The organism is Bradyrhizobium sp. AUGA SZCCT0222, assembly GCF_018130205.1.
Taxonomy (GTDB): domain Bacteria; phylum Pseudomonadota; class Alphaproteobacteria; order Rhizobiales; family Xanthobacteraceae; genus Bradyrhizobium.
Window position 1 is genome coordinate 1 of record NZ_JAFCLX010000020.1, and the last position, 24,318, is coordinate 24,318.

Genomic DNA, 24,318 nt, shown 5'->3' on the forward strand with positions numbered 1-24,318 from the left:
AGCTGAAACGGCAGTGACGGAGTCAACCAAGAACTCGTCTCCGGGGAGATCACGGCATAAGCCGTAAAGCCATTGCGCAGGGAAGGCCGGGTGTTCTCCGCTGCCCTGTATGCTCGTGTGCAGCCTACTTAGTGCAAACCGCACACGAGACCGCGGGTGCAGCGCGCACCCGGTCTTCCCTGCGCCCTCTCTATGAGAGGGTGGGAAGTTTCTGGCAAAGCTCGGGCGCAATGCGTCGCGAGAATGCGAAGGCGTGTTCAGTGCACAGTGCGGCAACAAATTCCGCCGTCGTCCCGGCCTTGAGCCGGGACCCATAACCACAGGAAGCAGTTTTGCGAAAGGTCTCTGTTACCGAGCTTCTATTGAGAGATCACGCGGTATGGGTCCCGGCGTTCGCCGGGACGACGAAAGAGAAGCGCCGACATTCTCGCAACTCGTTCTCTTGCGCCGCGTTAGCTGAACGCATTCCGCAGCTTCTGCGCCATCTCGAGCAGGGCCGGATTATGCTTCACCATGCGCTTGGTACGGTTCAGGCCCGACATCACGCCCGCGGCGAGCTTGCCGCGCTGGCTCAGCGAGATAAAACTGTCGAAGATCGGTTCGTCGTCCTTGCAGAACAGCCGCTTGTAATCGTCCGATCCGATGCCGAGATCGAAGGCGCGATAATCTTTGGCTGCGAAGTGATCGATGATGTCGCGCATCAGGATCAGGCCGGGGCTGTATTTCGAATTGGCCGACATCGTATAGGTGTTGAACATCATCGAGAAGCGATGGCCGTCGTCGACGCCGGTGAAGATCGCGATCACTTCGTCGTCGCATTCGAGCGCGTGGATATCGATGACGCGGTTGCCGCCGGCCACTTGTGCCGCGCAGGCGCTGCGGATGAAATCCTCGATGCCGGGCTCGGCGAATACGTCAGGCAGTTTCTGCTCGGCCATCCGCAGCGGCTTGATGCGGAAGAACCAGTCGAGCAACCGCGTGATGTCGGCGTCGGTGGTGGCGACGTAGTAGCGATAGCCGGGCAGGGCCTGCAGCTTGCGCGCCTTGCCCTTCAGGCGCTGCCGGAACGACTTGCTGATCAGCGTCGTGGGCTCAGCACCGGGCTCCATCTTCAGGAGCGGGCAGTCGTTGGCAGAGGGTTGATGCGGCAGCAGCGCGATCGGGTTCGGCAGATCGCGCCAGCGTAGCGGCTGTTGATGCAGCGCCAGCACGTCGGCCTCGGCGCGTTGCGCGATGGCCGCGATCAGGCCCTCGATATCGGCCCGCGTTGCGGTCGCGGCAAAATCCTTGTCCCACAGCGCCATGTTGAAGGTCGAGTGCTTGCCGCCCATGAAGCTGGCGCAGCGCGCGCCATAGACATGCCTGACCGCGAGCGGCAGCAGCATCAGCGGCCGGCGCTCCGCGTCGTAGGCGATCACGATGAAGGGGGTGAGGCCTTCGCGCGCGCCGACATTGCGCTGCCAGGCGCTGACGAAGTCGAAACGCTGAAAGGGCGTCGAGGATTGCTGCTGTGCGTTTTCCAGAGCGCGCCAGATCGCTTCGGCGCCTGCGAGATCGCGGATGATGTCGATGCCGGCGATGCGCCCCGGTTTCGACCAGGTTTGCGTATCCGCCGTTCCGTTTTCAATCGCGGCAGCCATGGTCATCGCAGAACCCTGTAGGAAATTGTTTACAATTTTCGGCTTTGGCGCGACCTTCGCAGGGAAATGTCAACAAAGAGTAATAACAATGCGGGCGCGGCGAGGCACCGCGCGACCGTGTTTGGGGGCGGGACGTTGGGTCAGGACGTCGGGTTTTTGAAGCGGGCCCAAATGGAGCTCGCTTATTTCAGCGGCTACGCGCGGCTGAAGCAGCGCGGAAGCGGCGGCGCCGGTGTCGTGCTGCGGTTCGAACGCGTGCGCGGGCGGCAGCCGCGACGGTTCCAGCCGCTCAAAGCTGATGAAATCACCCCGCAATTTCTCGACCGGCTGATCCGGGCTGTGAAGCGCTGGAAATATGACATCGTCTCGATGGACGAGGTGTGCCGGCGTGCGGTCACGCTGCCGACGGCCAATCGGTTTGTCGCGCTGACATTTGACGGCGGCTACAAGGACGTGATGACGGCGGCCTATCCGGTGCTGGCGAAGCACGCTGTTCCCTTCACCATCTACCTCCCGACGGCGTTTCCGGACGGGCTCGGCGAGGCATGGTGGCTGGCGCTGGAAGAAATGATCGCGCGGGAAAACCGCATCAGCCTCGTGATCGATCGCAAAGAGCGGCATTTCGCGACGCGAAGCGCTTCCGATAAATATCAGGCGTTTGATTTTTTTTCGAGCTGGATGCGGACGCTGTCGCCGCCGGATCTTTCATTCGCCATCAACGATCTCTGCAAGCGCTATTCGGTCGATCTTGCGGGCCTGTCGCGCGGCGCGTCGATGGACTGGGACGACCTGACCAGGCTCGCGGCCGATCCGAACGTGACGATCGGCAGCGCCACGGTGAACTATCCGGTTCTGTCGAACCTGAAAGACGCCGACGCCCAGCGCGAGATGACGATGGGCAAGGCGGTGGCGGAAGCCGCCTTCCACCGCACCATCAAGCATTTCGCCTATCCGTTCGGCGATCGCGACGCCTTTCGCCGGGCGCACGTGGCGATGGCGCAGGAGATGGGTCTCGCCAGCGCGGCAACCGTGCTGCCGGGCGTGGTCGCTTCGAAGGGATATACCAATCTGCACGCTTTGCCGCGCGTCGCCTGGGACGGACGGCAGCGTTCGCTGCGCATGATGCGGGTGATGCTGTCGGGGGCGTTTCTTCCGCAGGTAAAGGCGAAACGAACCAATTGGGGGTGAGTGCAAAATTCAGGCGTCGGGCCGCGACATCCAGCTGATGATCGGCATCGCCGGCAGCACCCATCCAAGGCCCGCCACGACGTAGAAAATCGATTGCAACAGCCCGGAATTGGCCAGCCAAGGCGTCTGCGCGATGGTCATGCCGAGCAGAGACCAGACCACGACGAGCACCAGCAAAAAGATGGTTCCGACGAATTTGCGGGTACGGATTGTCATGGCGGATATGTGAAGCCTTTACTGAGCTTAGAGCCTGTTGCGCGCGGGAAGGGGCGGACTATAAGGGGCGCAGCAATTCAATCAAGCATGGGCATCAACAGGGTTCAATGACCGGTATTTCCGCCAACGAGGGGCTGCCAAACCGCGCCGTCAGATGGTGGCTGTTTGCGGTCGCGGCCCTGATCGCGATCATGGTGCTGGTCGGCGGCGCCACGCGGCTGACTGAGTCCGGATTATCGATCGTCGAGTGGAAACCCGTCACCGGAACCTTGCCGCCGTTGACGGATGCGCAATGGGCGCAGGCGTTCGAGGGCTACAAGACCATTCCGCAATACCGCGAACTCAACGCCGGCATGAGTCTTGGCGAGTTCAAGACCATCTTCTGGTGGGAATGGAGCCACCGGCTGCTCGGGCGCGTGATCGGCGCGGTCTATCTGCTGCCGTTCCTGTTCTTCCTCTGGCGCGGCATACTCGGGCCTGAGCTGAAGCGGCGGTTGTGGGTGATCTTCGGCCTCGGCGCGCTGCAGGGTGCGGTCGGCTGGTGGATGGTCGCCTCGGGGCTCACGCACCGGATCGAGGTCTCGCAATATCGGCTGGCGACGCACCTGGTGCTGGCGCTGGTGATCTTCGCGGCGATCGTCTGGACGCTGCTGCGGTTGGCAGACCGGCCGCAACCCACCGCGTCTTCGCGGCTCAAAATCACCAGCGTGGCGCTACTGGCGCTGACCTTCGTGCAGATCTATTTCGGCGCGCTGGTCGCGGGCCTGCGTGCGGGCAGGGTATACAACACCTGGCCGCAGATCGACGGCGCCTTCATTCCATCCGCAGCAAGGCTGTTCTTCGAAGATCCATGGTGGCGCAATCTGTTCGACAACACGCTCACGGTGCAGTTCGAGCATCGCATGACCGCCTATGCGCTGCTGGCGCTGGCGGTGCTGCACGCTATCGATGCGGTCGCCTCGCGCGCCGGGACGGCCGTGGTCCGCGGCGCCTGGTGGCTGGTCGTTGCGATCGTCGTGCAGGCGGTCCTCGGCATCCTCACGCTGCTGCATCAGGTGCCGATCGACCTGGCCCTGGCCCATCAGGCGGTCGCGATGGTCGTCCTGACGCTGGCGATTTTTCAGACCGAGCGCCTGGTCGCGCGCCGTACGGAACCGCGCCGCGAAGGATTGGTTCAGCCGGTGGGGCAGCCCGGCTGAAAGGGAGAACTCTAAAGCTATTCTAATCTAATGCGATGGCTTGACGCGCTTGTGTCGGGCGTCGCGCTTTACTTGAAATATCCGGACGATAAAACGAACCGGAAATCAGGGTTTCCATCATGTCCTCAGCATTCATCCAGGCCGCAATCATCCTGCTCCGCGAGGGGCTTGAAGCCATGCTGGTGATCGCGGCGCTTGCGGGCTATCTGAGAAAGGCCGGCTCTGCGCACCGTGTCGGCGCGCTGTATGGCGGCGCACTGGTGGCAGTCGGCGCCAGCTTCATCGCCGCCTGGGCGTTCGCCGTGTTCAATTCCGGCGACCACAGCGACGTTCTTGAAGGCGTCATCATCCTGTTCGCCGCCGCCTTGATGCTCTATGTCAGCGGCTGGCTGATGGTGAAGCAGGATCCGCGCGGCTGGCAGGATTATCTGGCGCACAAGGCCGACAGCGCGCTGGCGCAGGACACGGTATGGGCGGTCGGCGCACTGGCCTTCCTCGCCGTGTTCCGCGAGGGCGCCGAAACCGTGCTGTTCATCAATGCGCTGGCGAAGACCGAAGGCGGCTGGAGCGCAGGCCTGTTCGGCGGGCTCGCGGCCGCGACGGTCGGGCTTGCCGTGCTGTTCTATTTCATCAACATGATCGCGCAAAAGCTTCCGCTGCGGCCGCTGTTCGTCATCACGTCCGCTTTCCTGTTCGCGATGGCGATCAAGTTCATCGGCGAGGCCGTGCAGGAATTCCAGGAGCAGGCGATCATCACGGTCACCGAGGTCAAGGGCAGCGCGTTCTTCACCGCGATCGGGCTCAATCCGAGCGTGGAAGCGCTGTCGATCCAGCTCCTGGTCATTCTGTTTACGCTCGCGACCTATTCGGTGTTCCAGCGCAATGCTCGCCTGATGCGCGAGGAAAAAACCTCGGTGCGCGCGGCCGAGTGATCCTCAAGCGGCCTGCCTCTTGAGATCGAGATAGTCGAGCCCGATATCGAGCGCGGCCGAGCTGTGCGTGATCCAGCCGGCTGAAATCAGGTCGACGCCGGTCGCCGCGATCGCCTTGGCGGTGGCGGCGGTGATGCGGCCGGAAGCCTCGGTGATCGCCCTGCCGCCGGTCATGGCCACGGCCTGCCTGAGCTCCTCGTTCGACATGTTGTCGAGCAGCACCGCGTCGACGCCGAGTGCCAGCACCTGTTCGAGCTGCGCCAGCGTGTCGACCTCGACCTCGATCTTGACGAGGTGACCGGCATGGGCCTTCGCGCGCTCAATGGCGGTGCGGATGTCGCCGGCCAGCGCGATGTGGTTGTCCTTGATCAGGATGGCGTCGTCGAGGCCAAAACGATGATTGCCGCCGCCGCCGGCGCGCACCGCATATTTTTCCAGCGCGCGCAGCCCCGGCGTCGTCTTGCGGGTGCAGACGATCTGCGCCTTCGTCCCCTTCGCGGCGGATACCAGCGAGGCGGTGGCCGTTGCAACGCCGCTGAGGTGACACAGGAAGTTCAGCGCCGTCCGCTCGCCGGTCAGCAAACCGCGTGCGGGGCCTTCGATGGTCGCTATGACTTCGCCCGGCGCGACGACGCTGCCGTCGGGCCGCTCCGCACGGAGCGTGATGGCTGGCGACGCGAACTGGAAGGCGCAGCGCGCGATGTCGAGGCCAGCCACGACGCCGGGCTGCCGCGCGCGCAGCACCAGCGCGGCCTGCTGGTCGGCGGGAACGATCGCATCAGCCGTGATGTCGCCGGCGCGGCCGAGGTCCTCCAGGAGGGCGGTTCGCACGATCGGTTCGTACATGATGGGCAGGAGGGAATTGAGGGTCATGATTGGGCACTCCCAAGAGACAGGGTGTCGGATTCCACAATCTCGCGAGCGGCGTCCAGCGCCTCGGAAAGCGAGATTGATGACGGCGTGGCCGACGGCAGTGTGTCGGGATAATCGGTACGAAAGTGTCCGCCGCGGCTCTCCTCGCGCTGGTATGCGGCGACGGCGATCATCAATCCCACCAGCGCCGGGTCGGATGCCGCGCCATCTCTGTGGGCGATCGGGAAGAGGCTATGAACCAGCCGACCGGTTGCGCTGCGGTCGCGGAGCACGCCGAGGCCTTGCGACATCATCGGCCGTAGGGGCGATGGATCGGAGGCGGGCAGGGGCGCAAGGGGCGCACGCGCCTTCAATGGCCCGCGGCTTGCTCTGCTGACGCTTCCGGCAACCCACTCGGCGCAGACGATGGCTTCCATCAGCGAATTGCTGGCGAGACGATTGGCGCCGTGCAACCCGGTGCGGGCGACCTCGCCGCAGGCCCAGAGGCCGCCAACCGTGCTGCGGCCCTCGAGATCCACGGCAATGCCGCCCATGTGGTAGTGCACGGCGGGCCGCACCGGAATCGGATCGGTCGCAGGATCGATCCCGGCCATCTTGCAGAACGCGGAGATGACGGGATAACGCCCGGCAAAATCCTTGCCCGGATGCTTCCGTGCATCGAGGAACACCCGATGCCCTTCGGCGCGGCGTCGCCAGACGGCACGCGCGACGATGTCGCGGGCTGCGAGCTCGGCGCCGGGCTCATCCGCCATGAAGCGCTCGCCGGTCTCGTCGATCAGGGTTGCGCCGTCGCCTCTGATAGCCTCGGTCAGCAACGGCATCGGCCGCGAGGGTCCGTCGAACGCGGTTGGATGAAACTGGATGAACTCGATATCCGAAAGCTTCGCGCCCGCGTGCGCGGCCAGCGCGAGGCCTTGGCCGAAGCAGCCGGCCGGATTGGTGCTGTCGAGAAACAGCCCGCCGATCCCGCCGGTCGCGATCACGACGCGGCCGGTATCGATCACCAGCGGGCCGTGCGTGTTGACGGCGAGCACGCCCTTGACGGCGTTGTCCTCGACGATCAGCCGGCGCGCCTCGACACCCTCGAGAAGCGTGATCGACGGACAGCGGCGTACCGCCGCGATCAATGCCCGCATGATCTCCCGGCCGGTGCCGTCGCCGGTGGCATGAATGATCCGGTTGCGGCTGTGGGCGGCTTCGAGGCCGAGCCTCCAGCGTCCATCCGGCCGCCGGTCGAAGGCGACGCCGAGTTGCACGAGATGTTCGACCGCCGATGGCGCCGCGTGGACGATCCGGCTTGCAGTGGTTTCGTCGCAAAGCCCGGCGCCGGCAGCGATTGTGTCGGCGAGATGCAGCGCAGGGTCGTCGTCCGCGCCCATCGCCGCGGCGAGCCCGCCTTGCGCCCACAGGCTGGAGGCTTCCGCCCCCAATGGGGCCTTCGACACCACCAGCACCGGCTCCGGCGCCAGTTGCAGCGCCGTCATCAATCCCGCGGCGCCGCCGCCGATGATCACCGGCCGGTTAGCCAGCGCTGAAATATCCGTGCTCATATCGCCAGCATCCTCTCGACGGCGCGCCGCGCGGGGGCGGCGATCGCGGGATCGATCGTCACCTGGTGCTGATTGGTCTCCAGCGCATGGCGGATATTTTTCAGCGTGATCCGCTTCATATGCGGGCACAGATTGCAGGGCCGGATGAACTCGACATCGGGATGCAGCACCGCGACGTTGTCGCTCATCGAGCACTCGGTCAGCAGCACGACGCGGGGCGGGCGCTGCTGTTCGACATAGCCGGACATCGCCGCCGTCGAGCCGGAGAAGTCAGCTTCCGCCACCACCTCGGGCGGGCATTCCGGATGCGCCAGAACAGTGACGCCGGGGTGGTTCTCCCGGATCTGCCTGATGTCGTCAGGCGTGAAGAGTTCATGCACTTCGCAGTGGCCCTTCCACGCGATGATCTTCACGTCGGTCTGTCTGGCGATGTTCTGCGCCAGATATTCGTCCGGCAGCATGATGACGCGCTCGACGCCGAGCGACTCCACGACCTTGAGCGCGTTGCCCGAGGTGCAGCAGATGTCGGATTCCGCCTTCACGGCGGCCGATGTGTTGACATAGGTGACGACGGGCGCGCCGGGGTAGCGTTGCCGCATCAGCCGCACGTCCGCCGGGGTGATCGAATCCGCGAGCGAACAGCCGGCCGCAAGATCAGGGATCAGGACGGTCTTCTGCGGATTGAGCAGCTTGGCCGTCTCGGCCATGAAGTGCACGCCGGCGAGCACGATGATATCGGCGTCAACCTTGGTGGCTTCGCGCGCGAGCAGCAGGCTGTCGCCGACGATGTCGGCGACGCCGTGGAAGATTTCCGGCGTCTGGTAGTTGTGCGCCAGGATGACCGCGTTGCGCTTCCTCTTGAGGTCGAGGATGGCGTCGACATCACCGGCGAAGGTCGCCCATTCGGGCGGCGGGATCACGCGCTTGACCCTCTCATAGAGCGGCGCGGTGCGGGCGAGGGCGTCGAAACTGAGACTGGCCATTTATACTCTCCATGAGCATATCATGGCTTATACTTATCCTGAGCATAACCTAAGTCAAGTGCGCGAGAGCGGCAGCTTGGTGCCGGCGACGGCCCGTTCGGCCAGGACGGCGTGGCGGAAGCGGAACAGCTTGGCGGGGCGGCCGACGGTGTCGGCGGCGATTGCGCCAGTTTCCTCAACGAGTTGCTGTTGTTCCATCAGGCGGCGGAAGTTCTGCTTGTGCACCAGCCGTCCTGCAAGCGCTTCAACACTGCGTTGCAGTTGCAGCAGGGTGAATTCCGCCGGCATCAGTTCGAATACCACGGGGCGGTATTTGATCTTGGCCCGCAGCCTGGCGATTCCGGTCGCGAGAATTCGGCGGTGATCGGCCGTCATCGGTCGGCCGGGCACCCGCGTGGCCGCGTTGCCGCCTTCGCGAACCGCTTCGGGAATTAGCGCTGCCTCAAAGAGCAGTTCGTAGCGTTGCAGCACGAGTTCTTCATTCCACTCGCGGTCTTCGAACCCGAAGGTGATCGCGGCACGCTGCCAGCGCTCCCGCTGCAGCGCTGTGGAGGGGGCGGATTTCGCCCATGCGCGCAGTCGCGGCGTCAGCAGTTTCGCCAGCAGAGAAGGCGGCCCTTCGCGATGATCTTCCCAGGGGAAATAATCATACCAGCCGGACCAATGGGCCTCCGCCCCCTCGCCAATCTCATCCTCGCGGGTCAATCCCAAATAGCTGATCGAGATGCTATGCGGTGACCGGGCATCGCCGGTCCGTCCGCGATCGGCGAAAGTGTACAACTGCTCGACATAGCCGAGCGGATGGCCGGTTTGCGCTTCGACCCACGCCCGCAAACCCGATTGCAGCGAGCGGTGCTTGAATTCGAAAGGCCCGCTCGGCAGCGCACCCGCATTGGCGATCGTCATGATCTTGGGTTGGCCGTCGGTCACCGCGACCAGCACGGCGACCAGGTCGGCGGTGATCGCGCGCGCGGAATCCGGTGTTTTAGTTTTTCGCGGTGGCCCTGCCACGTCCAAAAGTCCGTTTCTGTTGCAGTCGCGGCTAGCGATAGCCGTAGACGCCGCCAGCATAAGGCAGGCGGCTCCAGTAGGGCGTGTAGGGGCCGCCGTAATAGGGGCCATCATAGCTGTAGGAGTGACTGGTGCCGTAATAGCCCGGAAGGGTGTTGGAGCCCGGCAGCAACGGCACACCGTACACACGCGGCGCATAGGGGACGACGCCGACCGGTGTGAACAGCACGTCCGGATCTTCTTCCTCGACCACCACCAATTGCCGGCCGCGGCGCACATATAGAGGCGCCGCCGCGGGGGCGACCGTGGTGCGGTAGTTGTAGTGCGCGCGGGGCAGGCCCGGCGGCAACTGCCTGGCAGCGCGAACCGCGGCGCGCTTGGCGGCGGCGGGGTTATCGGCGCGCTTCGTGGCGGCTGGGCTTTTGGGGGATGTGGTAGCGGCCGGGGTGTCGGCAGGCTTTGCTGCTGCGGTGCCATCGGGGGCCTTGGCGGCACCGGGGCTCTCGTCCGCGGCAGCAGTTCCGATCGCGAAAATCGCGACCAGAAATGGCGTCATCCAGCGCAGCATGGTTTGCTCCGAATCATCAAGGGCGGCTCAGCGCCACTTTATGCCGGAATGACCGTTAATGAGAGGCTTGTGATGGTCAGTACCTAAGGGCAAGCCGTCATGCCTGGCCTTGTGCCGGGCATCCACGTCTTGCTTGGTCTTAGCGCGAAGACGTGGATGGCCGGGACAAGCCCGGCCATGACGACTTGATGGGCGCAAACCGTTACGCCGTCAGCGCCTGCTCCAGATCCGCGATCAGGTCTTCCTTGTCCTCGATGCCGATCGACAGCCGGACCACGTCGGGGGCGGCGCCCGATTTCACCTTGGCGGCGTCGTCGAGCTGGCTGTGCGTGGTCGAGGCCGGGTGGATCACCAGCGAGCGGGTGTCGCCGACATTGGCGAGGTGCGAGAACAGTTTCAGGTTCGACACCAGGTTGACGCCGGCGTCATAACCGTCCTTGAGGCTGAAGGTGAACACCGCGCCGGCACCCTTCGGTGCGTATTTGCGCGCAAGGTTGTTGTACCTGTCGCTGGCGAGACCCGCATAGTTCACCGCGGCGACCTTCGGATGGCCGGCGAGAAATTCCGCGACGGCCTTGGCGTTCTCGCAATGCTTCTGCATGCGCAGCGGCAGCGTCTCGATGCCGGTGAGGATCATGAAGGCGTTGAACGGCGATAGCGCCGGGCCGAGGTCGCGCAGGCCGAGCACGCGGCAGGCGATCGCGAAGGCGAAATTGCCAAAAGTCTCCTGCAGCTTGATGCCGTGATATTCGGGGCGCGGCTCGCTCAGCATCGGATACTTGTTGTCCTTCGACCAGTCGAAGGTGCCGGCATCGACGATGATGCCGCCGAGCGAATTGCCGTGGCCGCCCAGAAATTTCGTCAGCGAATGGACGACGATGTCGGCGCCGTGGTCGATCGGGCGGATCAGATAGGGGGTGGCAAGCGTGTTGTCGACGATCAATGGCACGCCGGCCTTGCGGGCGACGGCGGCGATCGCCTCGATATCGGTGATGCTGCCGGAGGGGTTGGCGATCGACTCGATGAATATCGCCTTGGTGTGCGGCGTCACCGCGCGTTCGAAACTTGCGATATCATCGGAATCCGCCCATGCGACGTTCCAGCCAAAGCTCTTGAATGCATGCGTGAACTGGTTGATCGATCCGCCATAGAGTTTGCGCGCGGCAATGATCTCGTCGCCGGGCATCAGCAATTGCTGGAACACCACCACCTGGGCGGCGTGTCCGGACGCGACCGCAAGCGCGGCGGTGCCGCCTTCGAGCGCGGCGACGCGTTCTTCCAGCACGGCGTTGGTCGGATTGCCGATGCGGGTATAGATGTTGCCGAAGGCCTGCAGGCCGAACAGCGACGCAGCGTGATCGGCGTCGTTGAAAACAAAGGACGTGGTTTGATAGATCGGCGTCGCCCGCGCGCCGGTGGTCGGATCAGGCTGCGCGCCCGCATGCACGGCAAGGGTCGAAAATCCCGGGTGGCGATCGGTCATTCTATGCATCCTGTTTTTGGTTCGTCGAAAATGCGCGGCATGCTGATCGCAAGCCGCGTCCGCCGTCAAGGCGACCGTTTCACATATCGTGGATTAGGAACGGACGTGCTTCAGGGAGCCTGTAGACGGGCGGCGCTCCGCGCCGTTGGCCACGTTTGGGAAACAATCGTTTCGCATTTGCGTTACGGCAGAGCCTGGTCGGCTCTGTTTTTTGTTTTGACGCGTTTCCTGGCGCGAACCGGTGCCCACTTCGCTTGAAAACGCTATGGCTCGCTCTTGTTTTTCGCGGCGCGGTCGGATGCAGCGGTTTCACCGCCGCCGACGCTCATCCGGTTCAGCGACAGACGCATGCCCTGCGTCGGGATCGGCGCGCGCTTGGAGCTGAGCGTTCGCGAATTGACGCCCATCCAGGAAATCTCTGATGACAGCCGTCCATATTCGATCTTCGGGCAGCGGTTCATCACGACCTGGATGCCGGCGGCTTCGGCTTTTTCCGCAGCGGCGTCGTCGCGCGCGCCGAGCTGCATCCAGATCACCTTCGGCAGCGGCGACAATTTCAGGGCTTCATCGACCACAGGCATGATGTGGCTGGAATTGCGGAAGATGTCGATCATGTCGATCGGGCGGTCGATATCCCCGAGCGAAGCGACGAAGGGTTTGCCGAGCAGGCTCTTGCCGACATGGCCGGGATTGACCGGGATCATGTCGTAGCCGCGCTGTGCCAGATATTTGAACGCGAAGTAACTCGGCCGCACGTTGACCGGCGAGGCGCCGACCATCGCGATCGATTTCACGCTGTTGAGGATCGCGCGGATGTAATTGTCGTCGTAGGCGTCGTGGTTCATTGAAAATCTTTGTCCGTTGGGCTCCGTCATTCCGGGATGGTGCGTTAGCACCAGACCCGGAATCTCGAGATCCCGGGTTCGATGCTTCGCATCGCCCCGGGATGACGGCTTCGCGGCTCGCGCCGCTGCGCCATCATCTATCCTGCCATTTCGGCTCGCGTTTCTCGATGAAGGCGCCGATGCCTTCCTCGGCGTCGCGCGCCATCATGTTTTCGGTCATCACCTCTGCCGCGTAGCGATAGGCGTCGGCGAGGCTCATTTCGGCCTGGCGATAGAAGGCCTCCTTGCCGAGCTTGACGGTGTAGGCGGATTTCAGCGCAACCTTTTGCGCCAGTGCAATCGCCGCATCGCGTTCGGTGCCGGGTGGAACCACGCGGTTGACGAGGCCGAGGCCCTGCGCCGTCGTGGCGTCCACCGGCTCGCCGGTGAGCAGCATTTCCATCGCCTGCTTGCGCGGCACGTTGCGCGACAGCGCCACCATCGGCGTCGAACAGAACAGCCCGATGTCGACGCCGGGCGTGGCGAAGCTTGCGGCTTCGGAGGCGACCGCCAGATCGCAGCTCGCGACCAGCTGGCAACCGGCGGCGGTGGCGACACCCTGAACCGCGGCGACCACCGGCTTCGGCAACTGCACGATCGCCTGCATCATCGCGCTGCAGGCATTCATGATCTCTGCGAAATAGGCGCGGCCGCGATCAGCGTCGCTGCGGCGCGCGGTCAGTTCCTTCATGTCGTGGCCGGCCGAAAACGCCGGGCCGTTGGCGGCGATGACGAGTGCGCGCACATTCTTGTCGCCGTGAATGTCCTTCAGCGCCGCATGCAGTTCGGCGATCAAGCCCTCCGACAGGCTGTTGCGCGCCGCTGATCGGTTCAAGGTAAGCACGGCGACGGTGCCGACCCGCTCGCGCAGCAGGATCGGCGATTGAGGGGCGGGCGCGCGGGCGGTCTGGGGCGACATCTCAAAAATTTCCGCTCAATGGTTTTCTTGGGTTTTGTTTGGGCTTTGATGACAACTTAATGTAACAGGCGATCTGAAGCGAGGGCAGGGGTCAGCATGGCGGCAGCGAAAATGAGCGTGGCTGAACTGGAGAAGTTCCTCCACGACGAATTCCCGCAGGCGTTCAAAGGCGGCGATATCACGATCGAAAGCGCGGATGGCGAAACCTGCCTGCTGCGCCAGCGCTACAACGAGAACATGCTCCGCCCGGGCGGCACGGTGTCGGGCCCGACCCTGATGGCGATGGCCGATTTCGCAATGTATGTGCTGCTGCTGTCGGCGATCGGACCGGTTGGGCTCGCGGTGACCACCAATCTCAACATCAATTTCCTGCGCAAGGGCCAGCCCGGACAGGACGTGCTGGCCGCAGCGCGGCTGTTGAAGCTCGGCAAGCGGCTGGCGGTGGGGGAGGTCAACCTGCTGTCGGGCACGTCGCCCGATCCGATCGCACACGTAACGTCGACCTATTCCATTCCAAACAAATAGGCTTTTATACGGTAATATAACACCATATTTGTAAGTAATTGTTTTTGCTGTTGTAATTATCGCCATTCGGCATTGACGCGCCGCGCGCGGTTCTCTAGAAACCGCGCAGTTCGGCGCAGCCTGCGCCGCAGTCCCCTTTCACGGATTTCCTCACATGAAAACCTTTTCGGCTAAGCCCGCCGAGGTGACGAAGAAGTGGGTGCTGATCGACGCCAAAGGTCTGGTGGTCGGACGGCTCGCTACCCTGGTCGCCATGCGCCTGCGCGGCAAACACCTGCCTACCTACACGCCCCACGTCGATTGCGGCGATCACGTCGTCATCATCAATGCGGCGCACGTCGTCCTGACCGGTCGCAAGCGCGACCAGAAGGTCTACTACAAGCACACCGGCTTCATCGGCGGCATCAAGGAACGCACGGCGAAGTCGATCCTCGAGGGTCGTTTCCCCGAGCGCGTCGTCGAGAAGGCCATCGAGCGCATGATCCCGCGCGGTCCGCTCGGCCGCGTGCAGATGGGCAATCTGCGCGTTTACCCCGGTGCCGAACATCCGCATGAAGCCCAGCAGCCCGAGACGGTTGATATCGCTTCGATGAACCGCAAGAACATGAGGGCCGCATAAGATGTCCGATACCATGCAGTCGCTCGACCAGTTGTCGTCCCTGAAGACGGCTTCGCCGGACGCGCCGAAATACGTCAAGAAGGTCGACAAGTTCGGCCGCGCTTACGCCACCGGCAAGCGCAAGGACGCGGTGGCCCGCGTCTGGATCAAGCCGGGCGCCGGCAAGATCCTGGTCAACACCCGCGAGGTCGAAGTCTATTTCGCGCGTCCCGTTCTGCGCATGCTGATCCAGCAGCCGCTGGTCGCAGCTGCCCGTGCCGGCCAGTACGACGTCATCTGCACGGTCGCCGGCGGCGGTCTGTCGGGCCAGGCGGGTGCCGTGCGTCACGGCATCTCCAAGGCGCTGACCTGCTTCGAGCCGGATCTGCGCGGCGTATTGAAGAAGGGCGGCTTCCTGACCCGCGACTCCCGTACCGTGGAGCGCAAGAAGTACGGCCGCGCCAAGGCGCGCAAGTCGTTCCAGTTCTCGAAGCGCTAATTGCTTCGCTAAAATTTGCAGCGATTGCTGCATTCATCAACGAGGAAAAAGGGCGCTTATCAGCGCCCTTTTTGTTTTTTGGTTTAGAGATGAATTAACGCAGATTTTCGCGAAAACTTTCGTGCGCGTACACACGAATTTGGAACCCGCCAGTCTTAGCGTGCCAGAACTGCGGGGGCGCAGCATCACATTTCCAAATGCGCTCGCAGCTTTGCATCACGCTTTCACGGTGGGGCTCATGTCGTTCGATACGTCCACGCTATATCTGTTCGCGACCATGGTTGCGGGCATGCTCGGGGCCATGCTCATTTTCTTCGGCAAGCAGGAAAATGTCCCGGCGCTGAAATGGTGGGGCACGGCCTATCTGCTCGGTGCGGCCTCGGTCGCGATCTGGACCGTCGGCGGCGCCAGGCTTGGCGAGCCGCTGACATTGGCGTTGAACGCGGTCGGTTTCATCGCCTGCGGCATGGTCTGGAATGCCGCCCGCGTATTCCTCGGCCGCAAGCCCAATCTGCCGGGACTGGTGTTCGGCGCGATCGCCTGGGTCGGCGTATCCGTGGGCTTGCCGTGGCTGGATCCGGCGATGCGCCTGACCGCCGGTGCGGCCATCGTTGCGATCTACGCGGCGCTCACGGCCTCGGAATTGTGGAGCGAGCGGCGGCGCAGCATGCAGAAGCGCTGGCCGACCATTGCGGTGCCTGTCATGCACGGCTGCGTGCTGATGCTGCCGATCCTGCTCGGCGATCTGCTGCGTCCACACGACGAAACCTTCTACAGCAGCATCTGGGTGACGGCGTTTTCGATCGAGCTCGTGCTCTATGCGATCGGCACCGTGTTCGTGATCTTCATGCTGGTGTCGGATCGTGCCGTGACCGTGCACAAGACGGCAGCGTCGATCGATCCCTTGAGCGGCATGTTCAACCGCCGTGGCTTTGCCGAGGCCTGCGCGCGGGTGATCGAACGCGAGGCCAACGCCGGCCGGCCGGTGACGGTGATGATCTTCGACATCGACCATTTCAAGGGCATCAACGACCGTTTCGGTCATCCGGCGGGTGACGAAATCCTCAAACTGTTTGCCACCGTCGTGGTCAATAATCTGCGCATCAGCGATCTGTCAGGCCGCATCGGCGGCGAGGAGTTCGCCGCGCTGTTGCCGTGTGCGCTGGAAGAGGGCGTGCTGGTGGCCGAGCGCGTGCGTGAAGCGTTCGAGGCGTCCGGAATCGTGTGCGAGGAAGGGCCGGTCGATACCACCGTCAGCATCGGCGTGGCCGGCGGGCCGGCGGGCACCGAACTCGAGGTGCTGCTGGCGGCGGCCGACACCGCGCTCTATCAGGCCAAACGCAGCGGCCGCAATCGCGTCGAGGCAGCGGAAGAGCTGCCGCTGTCGCTGGAACACTGGCGGCGCAAGACCGCAGGCCTTCCGGCGCCGGCCCGTGCGCAGGCTGCCGCGACCTAGAGCTGATCGGTTTTGATTTGATCAGAACCGAAGCTCCAGACTCTTGTTTGACGCGTTTTCTTGACGCGAACCGGTAGCCATCCCGCATCAAGTGCGGGACAGGCTTTCGCTTGAAAACGCGCTGCAGGAAAACGCGGCGGTAACCTCTCGTTTACCATTCTGTCCATATTATTTACTTATGGAGATACGCTCGCGAAACCCCCAGGCTGCCCTGATGTCGCTCGAAGCGGCCGCAGTCTCCGCCCGTGGCGGCTTCGCCTGCATGTTCTCCAGTTCGGAAGAATTCGAGACGGCGCTCATAACCGAGCGTCGGGCGCAGGGCCGTTACGATCAGCGCAGAACGCGCTGGCCTGCCATCCTGTTCATCGGTTGCGCGATGATGGTTGTGGGCGCAGTGTTGCTGTTCAACTGAGGCTGACTTTCGGGATGCTGATGCCGGGCGCCGCGAGGCGCCTTTTGCTTTGCGCCGGGCTGGGTTAGAGCGTTTTCCAGCGAAAGCCCGTCCCGCACTTGATGCGGGATGGATACCGGTTCGCGGCAAGAAAACGCGTCAAAACAAGAATCTGGAGCCCCGTTCCGATTCCATCGGAACGGAAAAGGCTCTAGAGACGATTGTTCCCAGCAGAAGGCCTTCATCAATGATCACCGAAATCGCACAGATCGACGTCAAGCCCGGCACCGAGAAGGATTTTGAAGCCGCGGTGGCCAAGGCGCGTCCGCTGTTCCTGCGCGCCAAGGGCGGCAAGGGGTTTGAGCTGCACAAGTCGATCGAGAAGCCGCAGCGCTATCGCCTGATGGCGCAATGGGAAACGCTGGAAAATCACACCGTCGACTTCCGCGGCTCGGAAGATTTCACGGCATGGCGCGGCCTGGTCGGGCAGTACTTTGCGGCGCCGCCCGAGGTCGAGCACACCGAGACGGTGCTGACGTCGGCAGGCTAGGCCTACGCCATCGTCCTTTCGGCCTTGAAATGGTCGATCATGACCTTGGCGATCGCCATCAGGGGAAGCGCCAGCGCCAGCCCCCAGATGCCGAACACGACGCCGAGCAGGATCTGGAACGCGAACAGCGTGGCGGGCGGAATATCCAGCGCCTGACGCTGGATGATCGGCGTCAGCACGTAGCTTTCCAGCGCGTGCACGCCGAGGAACAGGATGAACGCGCTGAGCGCCGCGACCCATCCTGAGGCGAGGCTCGCGAGCACCACGATCAGCCCACCGAGGATCGCACCCACGGTTGGAATGAAGGCGAGCAGCCCGGCCTGGATGCCGAGAATGAACGAGCTGGGGATGCCGATGATGGCAAGTCCGACCCAGGTGACAAAGAACACCGCGGCCATGGTGATGATCTGCGCGATCAGCCAGCGCTCCAGCGTCCAGCCGATGCGGTCGATGATGATGGTGGCACGGGCGCGGTGCTTGGCCGGCGCCATGAACAACAGCCCATTGCGGTAAACGCTCGGCTGCACGGCAAAGGCGAGGCCCAGAAACAGCACGATAAAGAAGTTTCCGACCGCGCTCACGGTGCCCAGGATCAGCTTCAGGCTCTGGCTGAAAATGGCGCCGCCGCTCGAAGCAATCGTGCTCGCGCTGGGAAGGCTATGCGGCGTTGTTGGCGCCGCCGGCGCAGACGCATCCGAAGCCGCATTGAGGCTGCCGAAGTCGAAAAAGCTGGTATCGACCCCATTCCTGTCCAGGAAGGCTTTGAGGTCGACCAACTGCGACTTGATCGTGTCGCTCAACACCTTGGTTTGTTGCGCGATGGTGGCGCCGCCGAGAAAAAGAATACCCGACAGGAGCCCGGCCAACACCAGGCCCACGACGGTTAGCCGCAGCGAATGAGGAAGTTTGACGACACGGCCGAGCATATTGGCCATCGCGGTGAGGGCGACGCCGAGCAGCACGCCGGCAAAGATCAGGAACAGGGTTGCGGCGAAATACCAGGTGAACAGCAAGAGTGCCGTGAACAGCACGACACCGATGCCTCCGACCGAGATCGCCCACGCCAGATCGTTGCGGGCCAAAAGACGATCGTCAGCCGGACCTGTCACGTTGATTCCTTCCTGCAGAATATCCTGCGCCAGTCTTTCGCGAAAATTCGCCCGGGATCAAGCGGCGAGGCACGCGCCGGTTTGACGCTGCCACGCCCGGTGTGCCAAGCGGTGCAGGCTAACTTCCAGCGAAGTGGACGCCGGTTCGCGTCAAGAAAACGCGTCAAATCAAGAATCTGGAGCTCCGTTCCGATTCCATCGGAACGGAAAAGGCTCCAGCGACAGGCACGTCGGCGAGGATGAGATGAATTTCAAATGGTTGGGGCCGGTTGCGCTGCTGGCGGCGATCTATATCGGCGACCAGATCAGGATCAACCGTCCCAGCCACAAATATCGCTTGACCGTCGAAGTCGAGACCCCCGATGGACGCAAATCGGCGAGCGGAATCGTGGCGGTCCACCCCTATCGCGGCTACAGCGGTATCGGCCCAACCCGCACCGTGGGAGATGCCGTCTTCGTCGATCTCGGCGGCGGCAAAAATCTCGTCGCGCTGCTGGCGCATATCGACAAGAAACTCGAACTCGAGGGCATCAATTACGTAGCCCTGCGCGCCTATACGGCCGCCGCCGGCGACGGCAAGCGCGTGTCGTTCAACGAAATGAACCGCCAGACCGGCATCGTGCCGGTAACGGGCGCGCTGACCCCTGTGCTCGTGACGTTTGCCGATCCGGCCAATCCCGGGACCGCGCGCAACGTACAGCCTGACCAAGCGGAGGCTGTACTGGGGAAGGGATATCGCCTCCACGGGATATCAGCCGAGGCCGTGCCTAACGGGTTCTGGCCGCTCGATTTCGGCGGCGCGCTGGGCGAGCCGGTGACCCGCGCCATCCAGGCGAAACTGCCGTGGCTGAATGGCGCCGACAATTCCGCCGCGACCGCGCTTCGGGCGGCGGGTCTGCCCGGCGTCGAGGCTGTTGATGCCAGGGAAGCCTTTACGCGGAAGTAGCTTGCCTTTGCCGCGCGTCAGGCCGCCCCACGAGCCAAAATGCGTGCCTTGCGCCTATTCTGACGCCGGGCTTGCCGGCACGGCCTGGGATTCGCGCGGAGCTGCAAAGCAGAAGTGGGCAGCATATCATGTTGATCCGGCACGTTCTCGCAGGCATGATCGGTCAAAATCATGGTTCAACCTAGAAGATCCTTGCGCAGGACGATGAAAGCAGAAATTTGGCGATGAGACGGCCCGTGGTCGGTGTGATCGGGAACGCCCATCGCATCGAAAATCGTTTCACAACCCAGATGGTCGGAGAGCGCAATCTCCGCGCTGTAGCCGACGTGTCGGGCGCACTGCCGCTGATGTTTGCGGGATCGCCGGAGATTACCGATATCGGCGCCTTGCTTGACGCCGTCGACGGGGTGGTGCTGACAGGCGCCCGTGCCAATGTCCATCCGACCCGCTTCAAGACCGAGCCGCATGAGAGGCACGAGCCCTACGATATTCACCGCGACGACGTCGCCCTTGCGCTGGCGGAAGCCTGCGTCGCCCGCGGCGTGCCGATCTTCGGTATCTGCCGCGGCTTGCAGGAAATGAATGTCGCCTTTGGCGGCTCGCTGCACCCGGAGATTCGCGAAATTCCCGGCCGCATGAATCACCGCATGCCGCGGCTGGAGAACGGCGAAATCCACCCCGATCCGCTCGTCATCTTTGCCGACCGGCATGACGTCCATCTCACGCCTGATGGCGCCTTTGCCAAGCTGCTCGGCTGCGAAACCATTCGCGTGAACTCGCTGCACGGGCAAGGCATTCTCGATCCCGGCGAGCGCGTCGTCATTGAGGGCGTGGCGGAAGACGGCACCATCGAAGCGATCCGGATTGCCGATGCAGCGAGCTTTGCGCTCGGCGTGCAGTGGCATGCGGAGTACGATCCGCAGCGCAATCCGATCAACCGTGCGCTGTTTGAGGCGTTCGGCGAGGCGCTCAAGGCGCATCAGCGGGCGAGCTAGCAAGCGCTTCGAACGAACAGGCGGCCGAACAACGGTCGGGCGACAAAGGGGGAGGGGTGCGATGCGGGACCGCCGATGGTCGAGACGCGACCTGTTGAAGGCGTCGACGGCTTCCGTTGCCGGGCTCATATTCGCCGAGCCGGTCAAAGCCGCGGCGCCGCCGCCTTCCGAAGTGACGCCCGCGCTGATCGAAGCTGCCAGGAAAGAGGGCAAGGTATCGTTCTATACGGCGCTTGAACTCAACACCGCCGAGCGGGTGGCGCGGACGTTCGAAGCCAAATATCCGGGCATCAGCGTCCGGGTGGAGCGTTCCGGCGCGGAGCGGATCTTCCAGCGCATCGCGCAGGAGCAGGGCAGCGGCATCAACGCCGTTGACGTCGCCAACTCGACGGACCCGGCGCATTATCTCGACTGGAAAAAGACCAACTGGCTCGCGGCCTACCTGCCGGCGGAGGTCGCCAAACATTTCCCGGCCGATCAGATCGACCCCGATGGCATGCACGCGACATCCTGCGCCTGGCTGGAGGCGATCGGCTACAACACCAATCTCGTCAAGCGCGAGGAAGCGCCAAAGAGCTATGCCGATTTGCTCGACCCGAAATGGCAAGGCAAGATCGTCAAGGGTCATCCCGGCTACAGCGGCGCCATCTTGACGGCGACCTTCGTGCTGACGCGCGATCTCGGTTGGGTCTATCTGGAGAAACTCGCGCAGCAGAAGGTCATGCAGGTGCAGTCGGCCGCCGATCCACCGAAGAAGATCCTGCTCGGCGAGCGTGCCATCATGGCCGACGGCAACGACTACAATCTGGTGCTGGCCAAGGACCAGGGCAAACCGGTCGAGGTGGTCTACCCGACCGAGGGGGCGCCGTTGATCATCGTTCCCTCCGGAATCTTCCGCGGCGCCCCCAATCCGAACGCGGCAAGATTATTTCAGAACTTCTTTTTCAGCGCCGAAACCCAGCAGATGCTGGTCGAAATGTTCGCACACCGCTCGTTTCATGCGCAGGTGAAGGAGAAGGGCGAGCACATCCCGCTGGCGAATCTGAAATTGCTCAAGGCCGATCCCGCCGCCGTGCAAGCGCAAAGCGAGGAGATCAAGGCGCGTTACACCAAGATATTCGGGGTATAATTTGATTCGAAGTATCCGTTTCTCCGGGACGTTGTCCGTAATTCTACGGAATCGAAAATCTGGGATCGCGGCTGAGAACTCGGCTAAGCATTGGGGTAGCTGAGGACGCCGAACAAAAGGCATGCATTGACGACATTGGCGCGCAGCGCCGGACGCGCTTTCATACTCGCACCTATTGTCGCGGCCATTTCCTGGGCGGCTTTCTGGCGGTTTTCTTAGTGATTTTATTGGGCAGTTGGTCGTTATGACTTTATGGAGCCGTCTTGCATTCGCGATGGTGTTCCTGGTTGTGGGCACCATTTGCGCTCTTGCTTTGTTCGGTGATGGTTTTGGCCGCACGACATTCATCGTCGGAGTGGCCGCGATTTTGGTCGCGCTGGTGCTTGCGGCCGCCATCGCGGGCTCGCTGTCCCGACAGTTGACCCAAATGACCCGGGCGGTCGAAGGGTTGTCGCGCGGCAAGCCGGTTGCGATGCCTTCCGAAGGTAGCCGGGAGATGGCCCCGCTATCAGCGGCTTTCGCCGAATTATCGGGCCAGCTCGGCGCCAGGCCAAACCTGGTGGAAAACACGGTCGAAAGCATCCGCGATTGCGTTGTCGTGGTCGACGAGAATGCGGTGGTCGTCGTTGCCAACGGCGCAGCCCGCCAGCTGCTGGGTGTGGACCGCGGCTTCGACAGCCTGACGGGGGTAAGAAAATTCGCCTGTTTCCTTGTCGACGGTACCACGCCGCTGCCGATCCCGGATTCGCCGCTGGCGCGGGCGCTGCGCGGCGAACATGTCGATGATTTCGAACTCATGGTGCAGTCCGAAGGATCCAGCGCAAAAGCCTACATCGTCGCCAACGCCCGGCCGTTGCGCGACGAACGCGGCAGGCTTTCCGGGGCGGTGACCGTGCTCCGCGACGTCACCGAACAAAGGCGCGCCCTGCAGGCTCTGGTCGACAGCGAACAGATGGCGCAGACCATCGTGAGCACCGCGCTCGACGCCTTCGTCCAGACCGACGAAAACGGCTTCGTTCTCGAATGGAGTCCGCAGGCCGAAGCCTTGACCGGGTGGACGCGGGCGGAGACGGTTGGTGTGAAGCTGGTCGAGCTGGTGTTTCCCGGACACCTTCGCGCGGCGCACCGGCAGCGGATCGCCAAATTCCTGCGTGAGACCGCCGGCGGCGCCATGGGCATGCGCTATGAGGCGCCGGCGCTGCACCGGGACGGTCACGAATTTTTCGTCGAAGTGTCGCTCACGGCGCTGCGCCGCGGCGACGGTTACATCATCAACTCCTTTGTCAGGGACGTCACCCAGCGGCGCCTCGCCGAGGAGCGACTGATTCAGGCGCAAAAGATGGATACGGTCGGGCAACTGACCGGTGGCATTGCCCATGACTTCAACAACATGCTCACGGTGATCACAGGCACGATCGAAATTCTGGCCGATGGCGTCAAGGACATTCCGCACCTGGCATCGATTACCAAGCTGATCAGCGACGCCGCCGACCGTGGTGCAAACCTCACCGCCAGCCTGCTGGCGTTCGCCCGCAAGCAGCCGTTGCAGCCGGCCGAGATCGACGTCAATGATCTTGTTCGCGAAGCCGTTCGATTGCTCGCGCCAAGTCTCGGCAAGAATATCGAAATCGAGGCCGCCTTGAGCGACGACGCGTGGCCGGCATTCGTCGATCGTAGCCAACTCTCCTCCGCGGTCGTCAATCTCGCCATCAATGCCCGGGACGCCATGGCAAATGGCGGAAATCTGACCATTGCGACCGGCAATATCACCCTGGGCGTGCCCGAGGCCGTGGCCCGCGGCGTCGAGCGCGCCGGCGATTATGTCGCCGTTGAAGTGAGCGACACCGGCACCGGGATTCCGCAGCCCATTCTCGACAAGATATTTGAACCGTTCTTTTCCACCAAGGAGGTCGGCCAGGGAACAGGGCTCGGGCTCAGCATGGTGTTTGGCTTCGCCAAGCAGTCGGGCGGAAGCGTCGACGTGCGCAGCGAGGAGGGAAGCGGCACGACGTTCACGATCTATCTACCCAAAGCCGACACCAGTGCGCTTCAACCGTCGACACGCGACGAGGATCTGCCGGTGCAGGGCGGCAGCGAAACGATCCTGTGCGTCGAGGACGACCGCAAGATCCGCGACTATGTGACGATGCAGCTCGAGAGCCTCGGCTACAAGGTGATCGTGGCCTCGAATGCCGACGAGGCCCTCGCCATCGTCGATCGGGGCGCCGCGTTCGATCTGCTGTTCACCGACGTTGTGATGCCCGGCAGCATGAACGGCAGGCAACTGGCCGAAACGCTGATGGCCGGGCGTCCGTCGCTCCGGGTGCTCTTCACCTCCGGCTACAGCGACGGCGCGCTGCCGCTAAAAAACCGCGCGGGGCACGGGATTCCGCTTTTGACCAAGCCTTATCGGCGCGCGGAGCTGGCGCGAACGTTGCGCCGTTGCCTCGACATTGCGGTCGATCCGGCCGGCGATCCGATACCGACGCCTTATTCCGTGCAGCCGGAGCTCGAGCGTTTCCTGCGCAAATATCCGCCGAAGGAGGGGTAGAGTTTATTCGAGGTGCCCAAGGCGAGGCGTCGCGCGCAAACAAAGATTCACTTCGGACAACATAGGCTTCCACATCAAACTGTGAGTTAGCTCACACAATATGTGCAATTTCTAGTTTTTCTG

24 protein-coding genes are annotated in these 24,318 nt (G+C 63.2%); 13 read left to right on the top strand and 11 right to left on the bottom strand.

The features are described from left to right. Positions 1-452: 452 nt before the first annotated feature. Positions 453-1,646, bottom strand: coding sequence for a GNAT family N-acetyltransferase (locus tag JQ629_RS18810; protein WP_212413932.1), 1,194 nt, complete (start codon positions 1,644-1,646; stop codon positions 453-455). Between the two features lie 129 nt (positions 1,647-1,775). On the opposite strand from JQ629_RS18810, the gene JQ629_RS18815 reads away from it, so the two are divergent. Then, on the top strand, positions 1,776-2,828 hold the full coding sequence (locus JQ629_RS18815) for a polysaccharide deacetylase family protein (protein WP_502753133.1): 1,053 nt from the start codon (positions 1,776-1,778) through the stop codon (positions 2,826-2,828). A 9-nt stretch (positions 2,829-2,837) separates the two neighbouring features. On the opposite strand, the gene JQ629_RS18820 is transcribed toward JQ629_RS18815, so the two are convergent. Beyond that, positions 2,838-3,044 (bottom strand): DUF2842 domain-containing protein, encoded by a 207-nt coding sequence (locus tag JQ629_RS18820; protein ID WP_192733494.1) that lies wholly within the window; start codon positions 3,042-3,044, stop codon positions 2,838-2,840. A gap of 107 nt (positions 3,045-3,151) precedes the next feature. Between JQ629_RS18820 and JQ629_RS18825 the strand changes: the two genes are divergently transcribed. Both JQ629_RS18825 and JQ629_RS18830 read left to right on the top strand, forming a co-directional pair. Then, complete coding sequence (locus tag JQ629_RS18825) at positions 3,152-4,243, top strand: COX15/CtaA family protein (protein WP_212413934.1); 1,092 nt, start codon at positions 3,152-3,154, stop codon at positions 4,241-4,243. Between the two features lie 119 nt (positions 4,244-4,362). Beyond that, positions 4,363-5,175, top strand: a complete 813-nt coding sequence (locus JQ629_RS18830; RefSeq protein WP_212413935.1) for an FTR1 family iron permease — start codon at positions 4,363-4,365, stop codon at positions 5,173-5,175. 3 nt (positions 5,176-5,178) lie between these two features. Here the strand turns inward: JQ629_RS18830 and nadC are convergent, their stop codons facing one another. The 8 genes from nadC to JQ629_RS18870 form a co-directional block, all read right to left on the bottom strand. Beyond that, positions 5,179-6,048 (bottom strand): carboxylating nicotinate-nucleotide diphosphorylase, encoded by an 870-nt coding sequence (gene nadC / locus JQ629_RS18835; RefSeq protein ID WP_212413936.1) that lies wholly within the window; start codon positions 6,046-6,048, stop codon positions 5,179-5,181. Then, the gene (locus JQ629_RS18840; protein WP_212413937.1) at positions 6,045-7,598 is read right to left on the bottom strand and encodes an L-aspartate oxidase; all 1,554 of its coding nucleotides are present in this window, start codon (positions 7,596-7,598) and stop codon (positions 6,045-6,047) included. The genes nadC and JQ629_RS18840 overlap by 4 nt, the downstream gene beginning before the upstream one ends. Further along, complete coding sequence (gene nadA / locus JQ629_RS18845) at positions 7,595-8,581, bottom strand: quinolinate synthase NadA (protein ID WP_212413938.1); 987 nt, start codon at positions 8,579-8,581, stop codon at positions 7,595-7,597. Before nadA ends, JQ629_RS18840 begins: the two co-directional genes overlap by 4 nt. A gap of 54 nt (positions 8,582-8,635) precedes the next feature. Then, the gene (locus JQ629_RS18850; protein ID WP_249135145.1) at positions 8,636-9,652 is read right to left on the bottom strand and encodes an NUDIX hydrolase; all 1,017 of its coding nucleotides are present in this window, start codon (positions 9,650-9,652) and stop codon (positions 8,636-8,638) included. Beyond that, on the bottom strand, positions 9,624-10,160 hold the full coding sequence (locus tag JQ629_RS18855) for a hypothetical protein (RefSeq protein WP_212413939.1): 537 nt from the start codon (positions 10,158-10,160) through the stop codon (positions 9,624-9,626). Before JQ629_RS18855 ends, JQ629_RS18850 begins: the two co-directional genes overlap by 29 nt. 202 nt (positions 10,161-10,362) lie before the next feature. Beyond that, positions 10,363-11,643, bottom strand: coding sequence for an O-acetylhomoserine aminocarboxypropyltransferase (locus JQ629_RS18860; RefSeq protein WP_192733486.1), 1,281 nt, complete (start codon positions 11,641-11,643; stop codon positions 10,363-10,365). Positions 11,644-11,906: 263 nt separating this feature from the next. Further along, positions 11,907-12,488, bottom strand: a complete 582-nt coding sequence (locus JQ629_RS18865; RefSeq protein WP_212413940.1) for a CoA-binding protein — start codon at positions 12,486-12,488, stop codon at positions 11,907-11,909. 133 nt (positions 12,489-12,621) lie between these two features. Next, positions 12,622-13,446: an enoyl-CoA hydratase gene (locus JQ629_RS18870; protein WP_212413941.1), complete on the bottom strand. Its 825-nt coding sequence runs from the start codon at positions 13,444-13,446 to the stop codon at positions 12,622-12,624. A 96-nt stretch (positions 13,447-13,542) separates the two neighbouring features. On the opposite strand from JQ629_RS18870, the gene JQ629_RS18875 reads away from it, so the two are divergent. From JQ629_RS18875 to JQ629_RS18900, 6 genes are all read left to right on the top strand, one after another. Further along, entirely contained in the window at positions 13,543-13,971 is a 429-nt protein-coding gene (locus tag JQ629_RS18875; RefSeq protein ID WP_212413942.1) for a PaaI family thioesterase, read from the top strand. A gap of 154 nt (positions 13,972-14,125) precedes the next feature. Next, positions 14,126-14,590, top strand: a complete 465-nt coding sequence (gene rplM / locus JQ629_RS18880) for a 50S ribosomal protein L13 (protein ID WP_212032288.1) — start codon at positions 14,126-14,128, stop codon at positions 14,588-14,590. Position 14,591: 1 nt separating this feature from the next. Further along, the gene (gene rpsI, locus JQ629_RS18885; RefSeq protein WP_212413943.1) at positions 14,592-15,068 is read left to right on the top strand and encodes a 30S ribosomal protein S9; all 477 of its coding nucleotides are present in this window, start codon (positions 14,592-14,594) and stop codon (positions 15,066-15,068) included. A 238-nt stretch (positions 15,069-15,306) separates the two neighbouring features. Beyond that, entirely contained in the window at positions 15,307-16,524 is a 1,218-nt protein-coding gene (locus tag JQ629_RS18890; protein WP_212413944.1) for a GGDEF domain-containing protein, read from the top strand. 214 nt (positions 16,525-16,738) lie between these two features. Continuing rightward, on the top strand, positions 16,739-16,936 hold the full coding sequence (locus tag JQ629_RS18895) for a hypothetical protein (RefSeq protein ID WP_249135146.1): 198 nt from the start codon (positions 16,739-16,741) through the stop codon (positions 16,934-16,936). A gap of 226 nt (positions 16,937-17,162) precedes the next feature. Continuing rightward, on the top strand, positions 17,163-17,465 hold the full coding sequence (locus JQ629_RS18900; protein WP_192733478.1) for an antibiotic biosynthesis monooxygenase family protein: 303 nt from the start codon (positions 17,163-17,165) through the stop codon (positions 17,463-17,465). A gap of 2 nt (positions 17,466-17,467) precedes the next feature. On the opposite strand, the gene JQ629_RS18905 is transcribed toward JQ629_RS18900, so the two are convergent. Then, a complete protein-coding gene (locus tag JQ629_RS18905; RefSeq protein ID WP_212413945.1) occupies positions 17,468-18,574 on the bottom strand; it encodes an AI-2E family transporter in 1,107 nt (368 codons plus the stop codon). Positions 18,575-18,818: 244 nt separating this feature from the next. Between JQ629_RS18905 and JQ629_RS18910 the strand changes: the two genes are divergently transcribed. From JQ629_RS18910 to JQ629_RS18925, 4 genes are all read left to right on the top strand, one after another. Beyond that, positions 18,819-19,520: a hypothetical protein gene (locus JQ629_RS18910; RefSeq protein ID WP_212413946.1), complete on the top strand. Its 702-nt coding sequence runs from the start codon at positions 18,819-18,821 to the stop codon at positions 19,518-19,520. 224 nt (positions 19,521-19,744) lie between these two features. Further along, the gene (locus tag JQ629_RS18915; protein WP_212413947.1) at positions 19,745-20,515 is read left to right on the top strand and encodes a gamma-glutamyl-gamma-aminobutyrate hydrolase family protein; all 771 of its coding nucleotides are present in this window, start codon (positions 19,745-19,747) and stop codon (positions 20,513-20,515) included. A gap of 61 nt (positions 20,516-20,576) precedes the next feature. Further along, positions 20,577-21,644: an extracellular solute-binding protein gene (locus JQ629_RS18920; protein ID WP_212413948.1), complete on the top strand. Its 1,068-nt coding sequence runs from the start codon at positions 20,577-20,579 to the stop codon at positions 21,642-21,644. Positions 21,645-21,888: 244 nt separating this feature from the next. Continuing rightward, positions 21,889-24,195, top strand: coding sequence for a hybrid sensor histidine kinase/response regulator (locus JQ629_RS18925; RefSeq protein ID WP_249135147.1), 2,307 nt, complete (start codon positions 21,889-21,891; stop codon positions 24,193-24,195). Positions 24,196-24,318: the final 123 nt, after the last annotated feature.

Bases quoted from the DNA above. Each gene is read 5' to 3' on its own strand.
- JQ629_RS18810 (WP_212413932.1), bottom strand. From the start codon at position 1,646: ATGACCATGGCTGCCGCGATTGAAAACGGAACGGCGGATACGCAAACC.
- JQ629_RS18820 (WP_192733494.1), bottom strand. From the start codon at position 3,044: ATGACAATCCGTACCCGCAAATTCGTCGGAACCATCTTTTTGCTGGTG.
- JQ629_RS18825 (WP_212413934.1), top strand. From the start codon at position 3,152: ATGACCGGTATTTCCGCCAACGAGGGGCTGCCAAACCGCGCCGTCAGA.
- JQ629_RS18830 (WP_212413935.1), top strand. From the start codon at position 4,363: ATGTCCTCAGCATTCATCCAGGCCGCAATCATCCTGCTCCGCGAGGGG.
- nadC (WP_212413936.1), bottom strand. From the start codon at position 6,048: ATGACCCTCAATTCCCTCCTGCCCATCATGTACGAACCGATCGTGCGA.
- JQ629_RS18840 (WP_212413937.1), bottom strand. From the start codon at position 7,598: ATGAGCACGGATATTTCAGCGCTGGCTAACCGGCCGGTGATCATCGGC.
- nadA (WP_212413938.1), bottom strand. From the start codon at position 8,581: ATGGCCAGTCTCAGTTTCGACGCCCTCGCCCGCACCGCGCCGCTCTAT.
- JQ629_RS18850 (WP_249135145.1), bottom strand. From the start codon at position 9,652: ATGCTGGCGGCGTCTACGGCTATCGCTAGCCGCGACTGCAACAGAAAC.
- JQ629_RS18855 (WP_212413939.1), bottom strand. From the start codon at position 10,160: ATGCTGCGCTGGATGACGCCATTTCTGGTCGCGATTTTCGCGATCGGA.
- JQ629_RS18860 (WP_192733486.1), bottom strand. From the start codon at position 11,643: ATGACCGATCGCCACCCGGGATTTTCGACCCTTGCCGTGCATGCGGGC.
- JQ629_RS18865 (WP_212413940.1), bottom strand. From the start codon at position 12,488: ATGAACCACGACGCCTACGACGACAATTACATCCGCGCGATCCTCAAC.
- JQ629_RS18870 (WP_212413941.1), bottom strand. From the start codon at position 13,446: ATGTCGCCCCAGACCGCCCGCGCGCCCGCCCCTCAATCGCCGATCCTG.
- JQ629_RS18875 (WP_212413942.1), top strand. From the start codon at position 13,543: ATGGCGGCAGCGAAAATGAGCGTGGCTGAACTGGAGAAGTTCCTCCAC.
- rplM (WP_212032288.1), top strand. From the start codon at position 14,126: ATGAAAACCTTTTCGGCTAAGCCCGCCGAGGTGACGAAGAAGTGGGTG.
- rpsI (WP_212413943.1), top strand. From the start codon at position 14,592: ATGTCCGATACCATGCAGTCGCTCGACCAGTTGTCGTCCCTGAAGACG.
- JQ629_RS18890 (WP_212413944.1), top strand. From the start codon at position 15,307: ATGTCGTTCGATACGTCCACGCTATATCTGTTCGCGACCATGGTTGCG.
- JQ629_RS18895 (WP_249135146.1), top strand. From the start codon at position 16,739: ATGTCGCTCGAAGCGGCCGCAGTCTCCGCCCGTGGCGGCTTCGCCTGC.
- JQ629_RS18900 (WP_192733478.1), top strand. From the start codon at position 17,163: ATGATCACCGAAATCGCACAGATCGACGTCAAGCCCGGCACCGAGAAG.
- JQ629_RS18910 (WP_212413946.1), top strand. From the start codon at position 18,819: ATGAATTTCAAATGGTTGGGGCCGGTTGCGCTGCTGGCGGCGATCTAT.
- JQ629_RS18915 (WP_212413947.1), top strand. From the start codon at position 19,745: ATGAGACGGCCCGTGGTCGGTGTGATCGGGAACGCCCATCGCATCGAA.
- JQ629_RS18920 (WP_212413948.1), top strand. From the start codon at position 20,577: ATGCGGGACCGCCGATGGTCGAGACGCGACCTGTTGAAGGCGTCGACG.
- JQ629_RS18925 (WP_249135147.1), top strand. From the start codon at position 21,889: ATGACTTTATGGAGCCGTCTTGCATTCGCGATGGTGTTCCTGGTTGTG.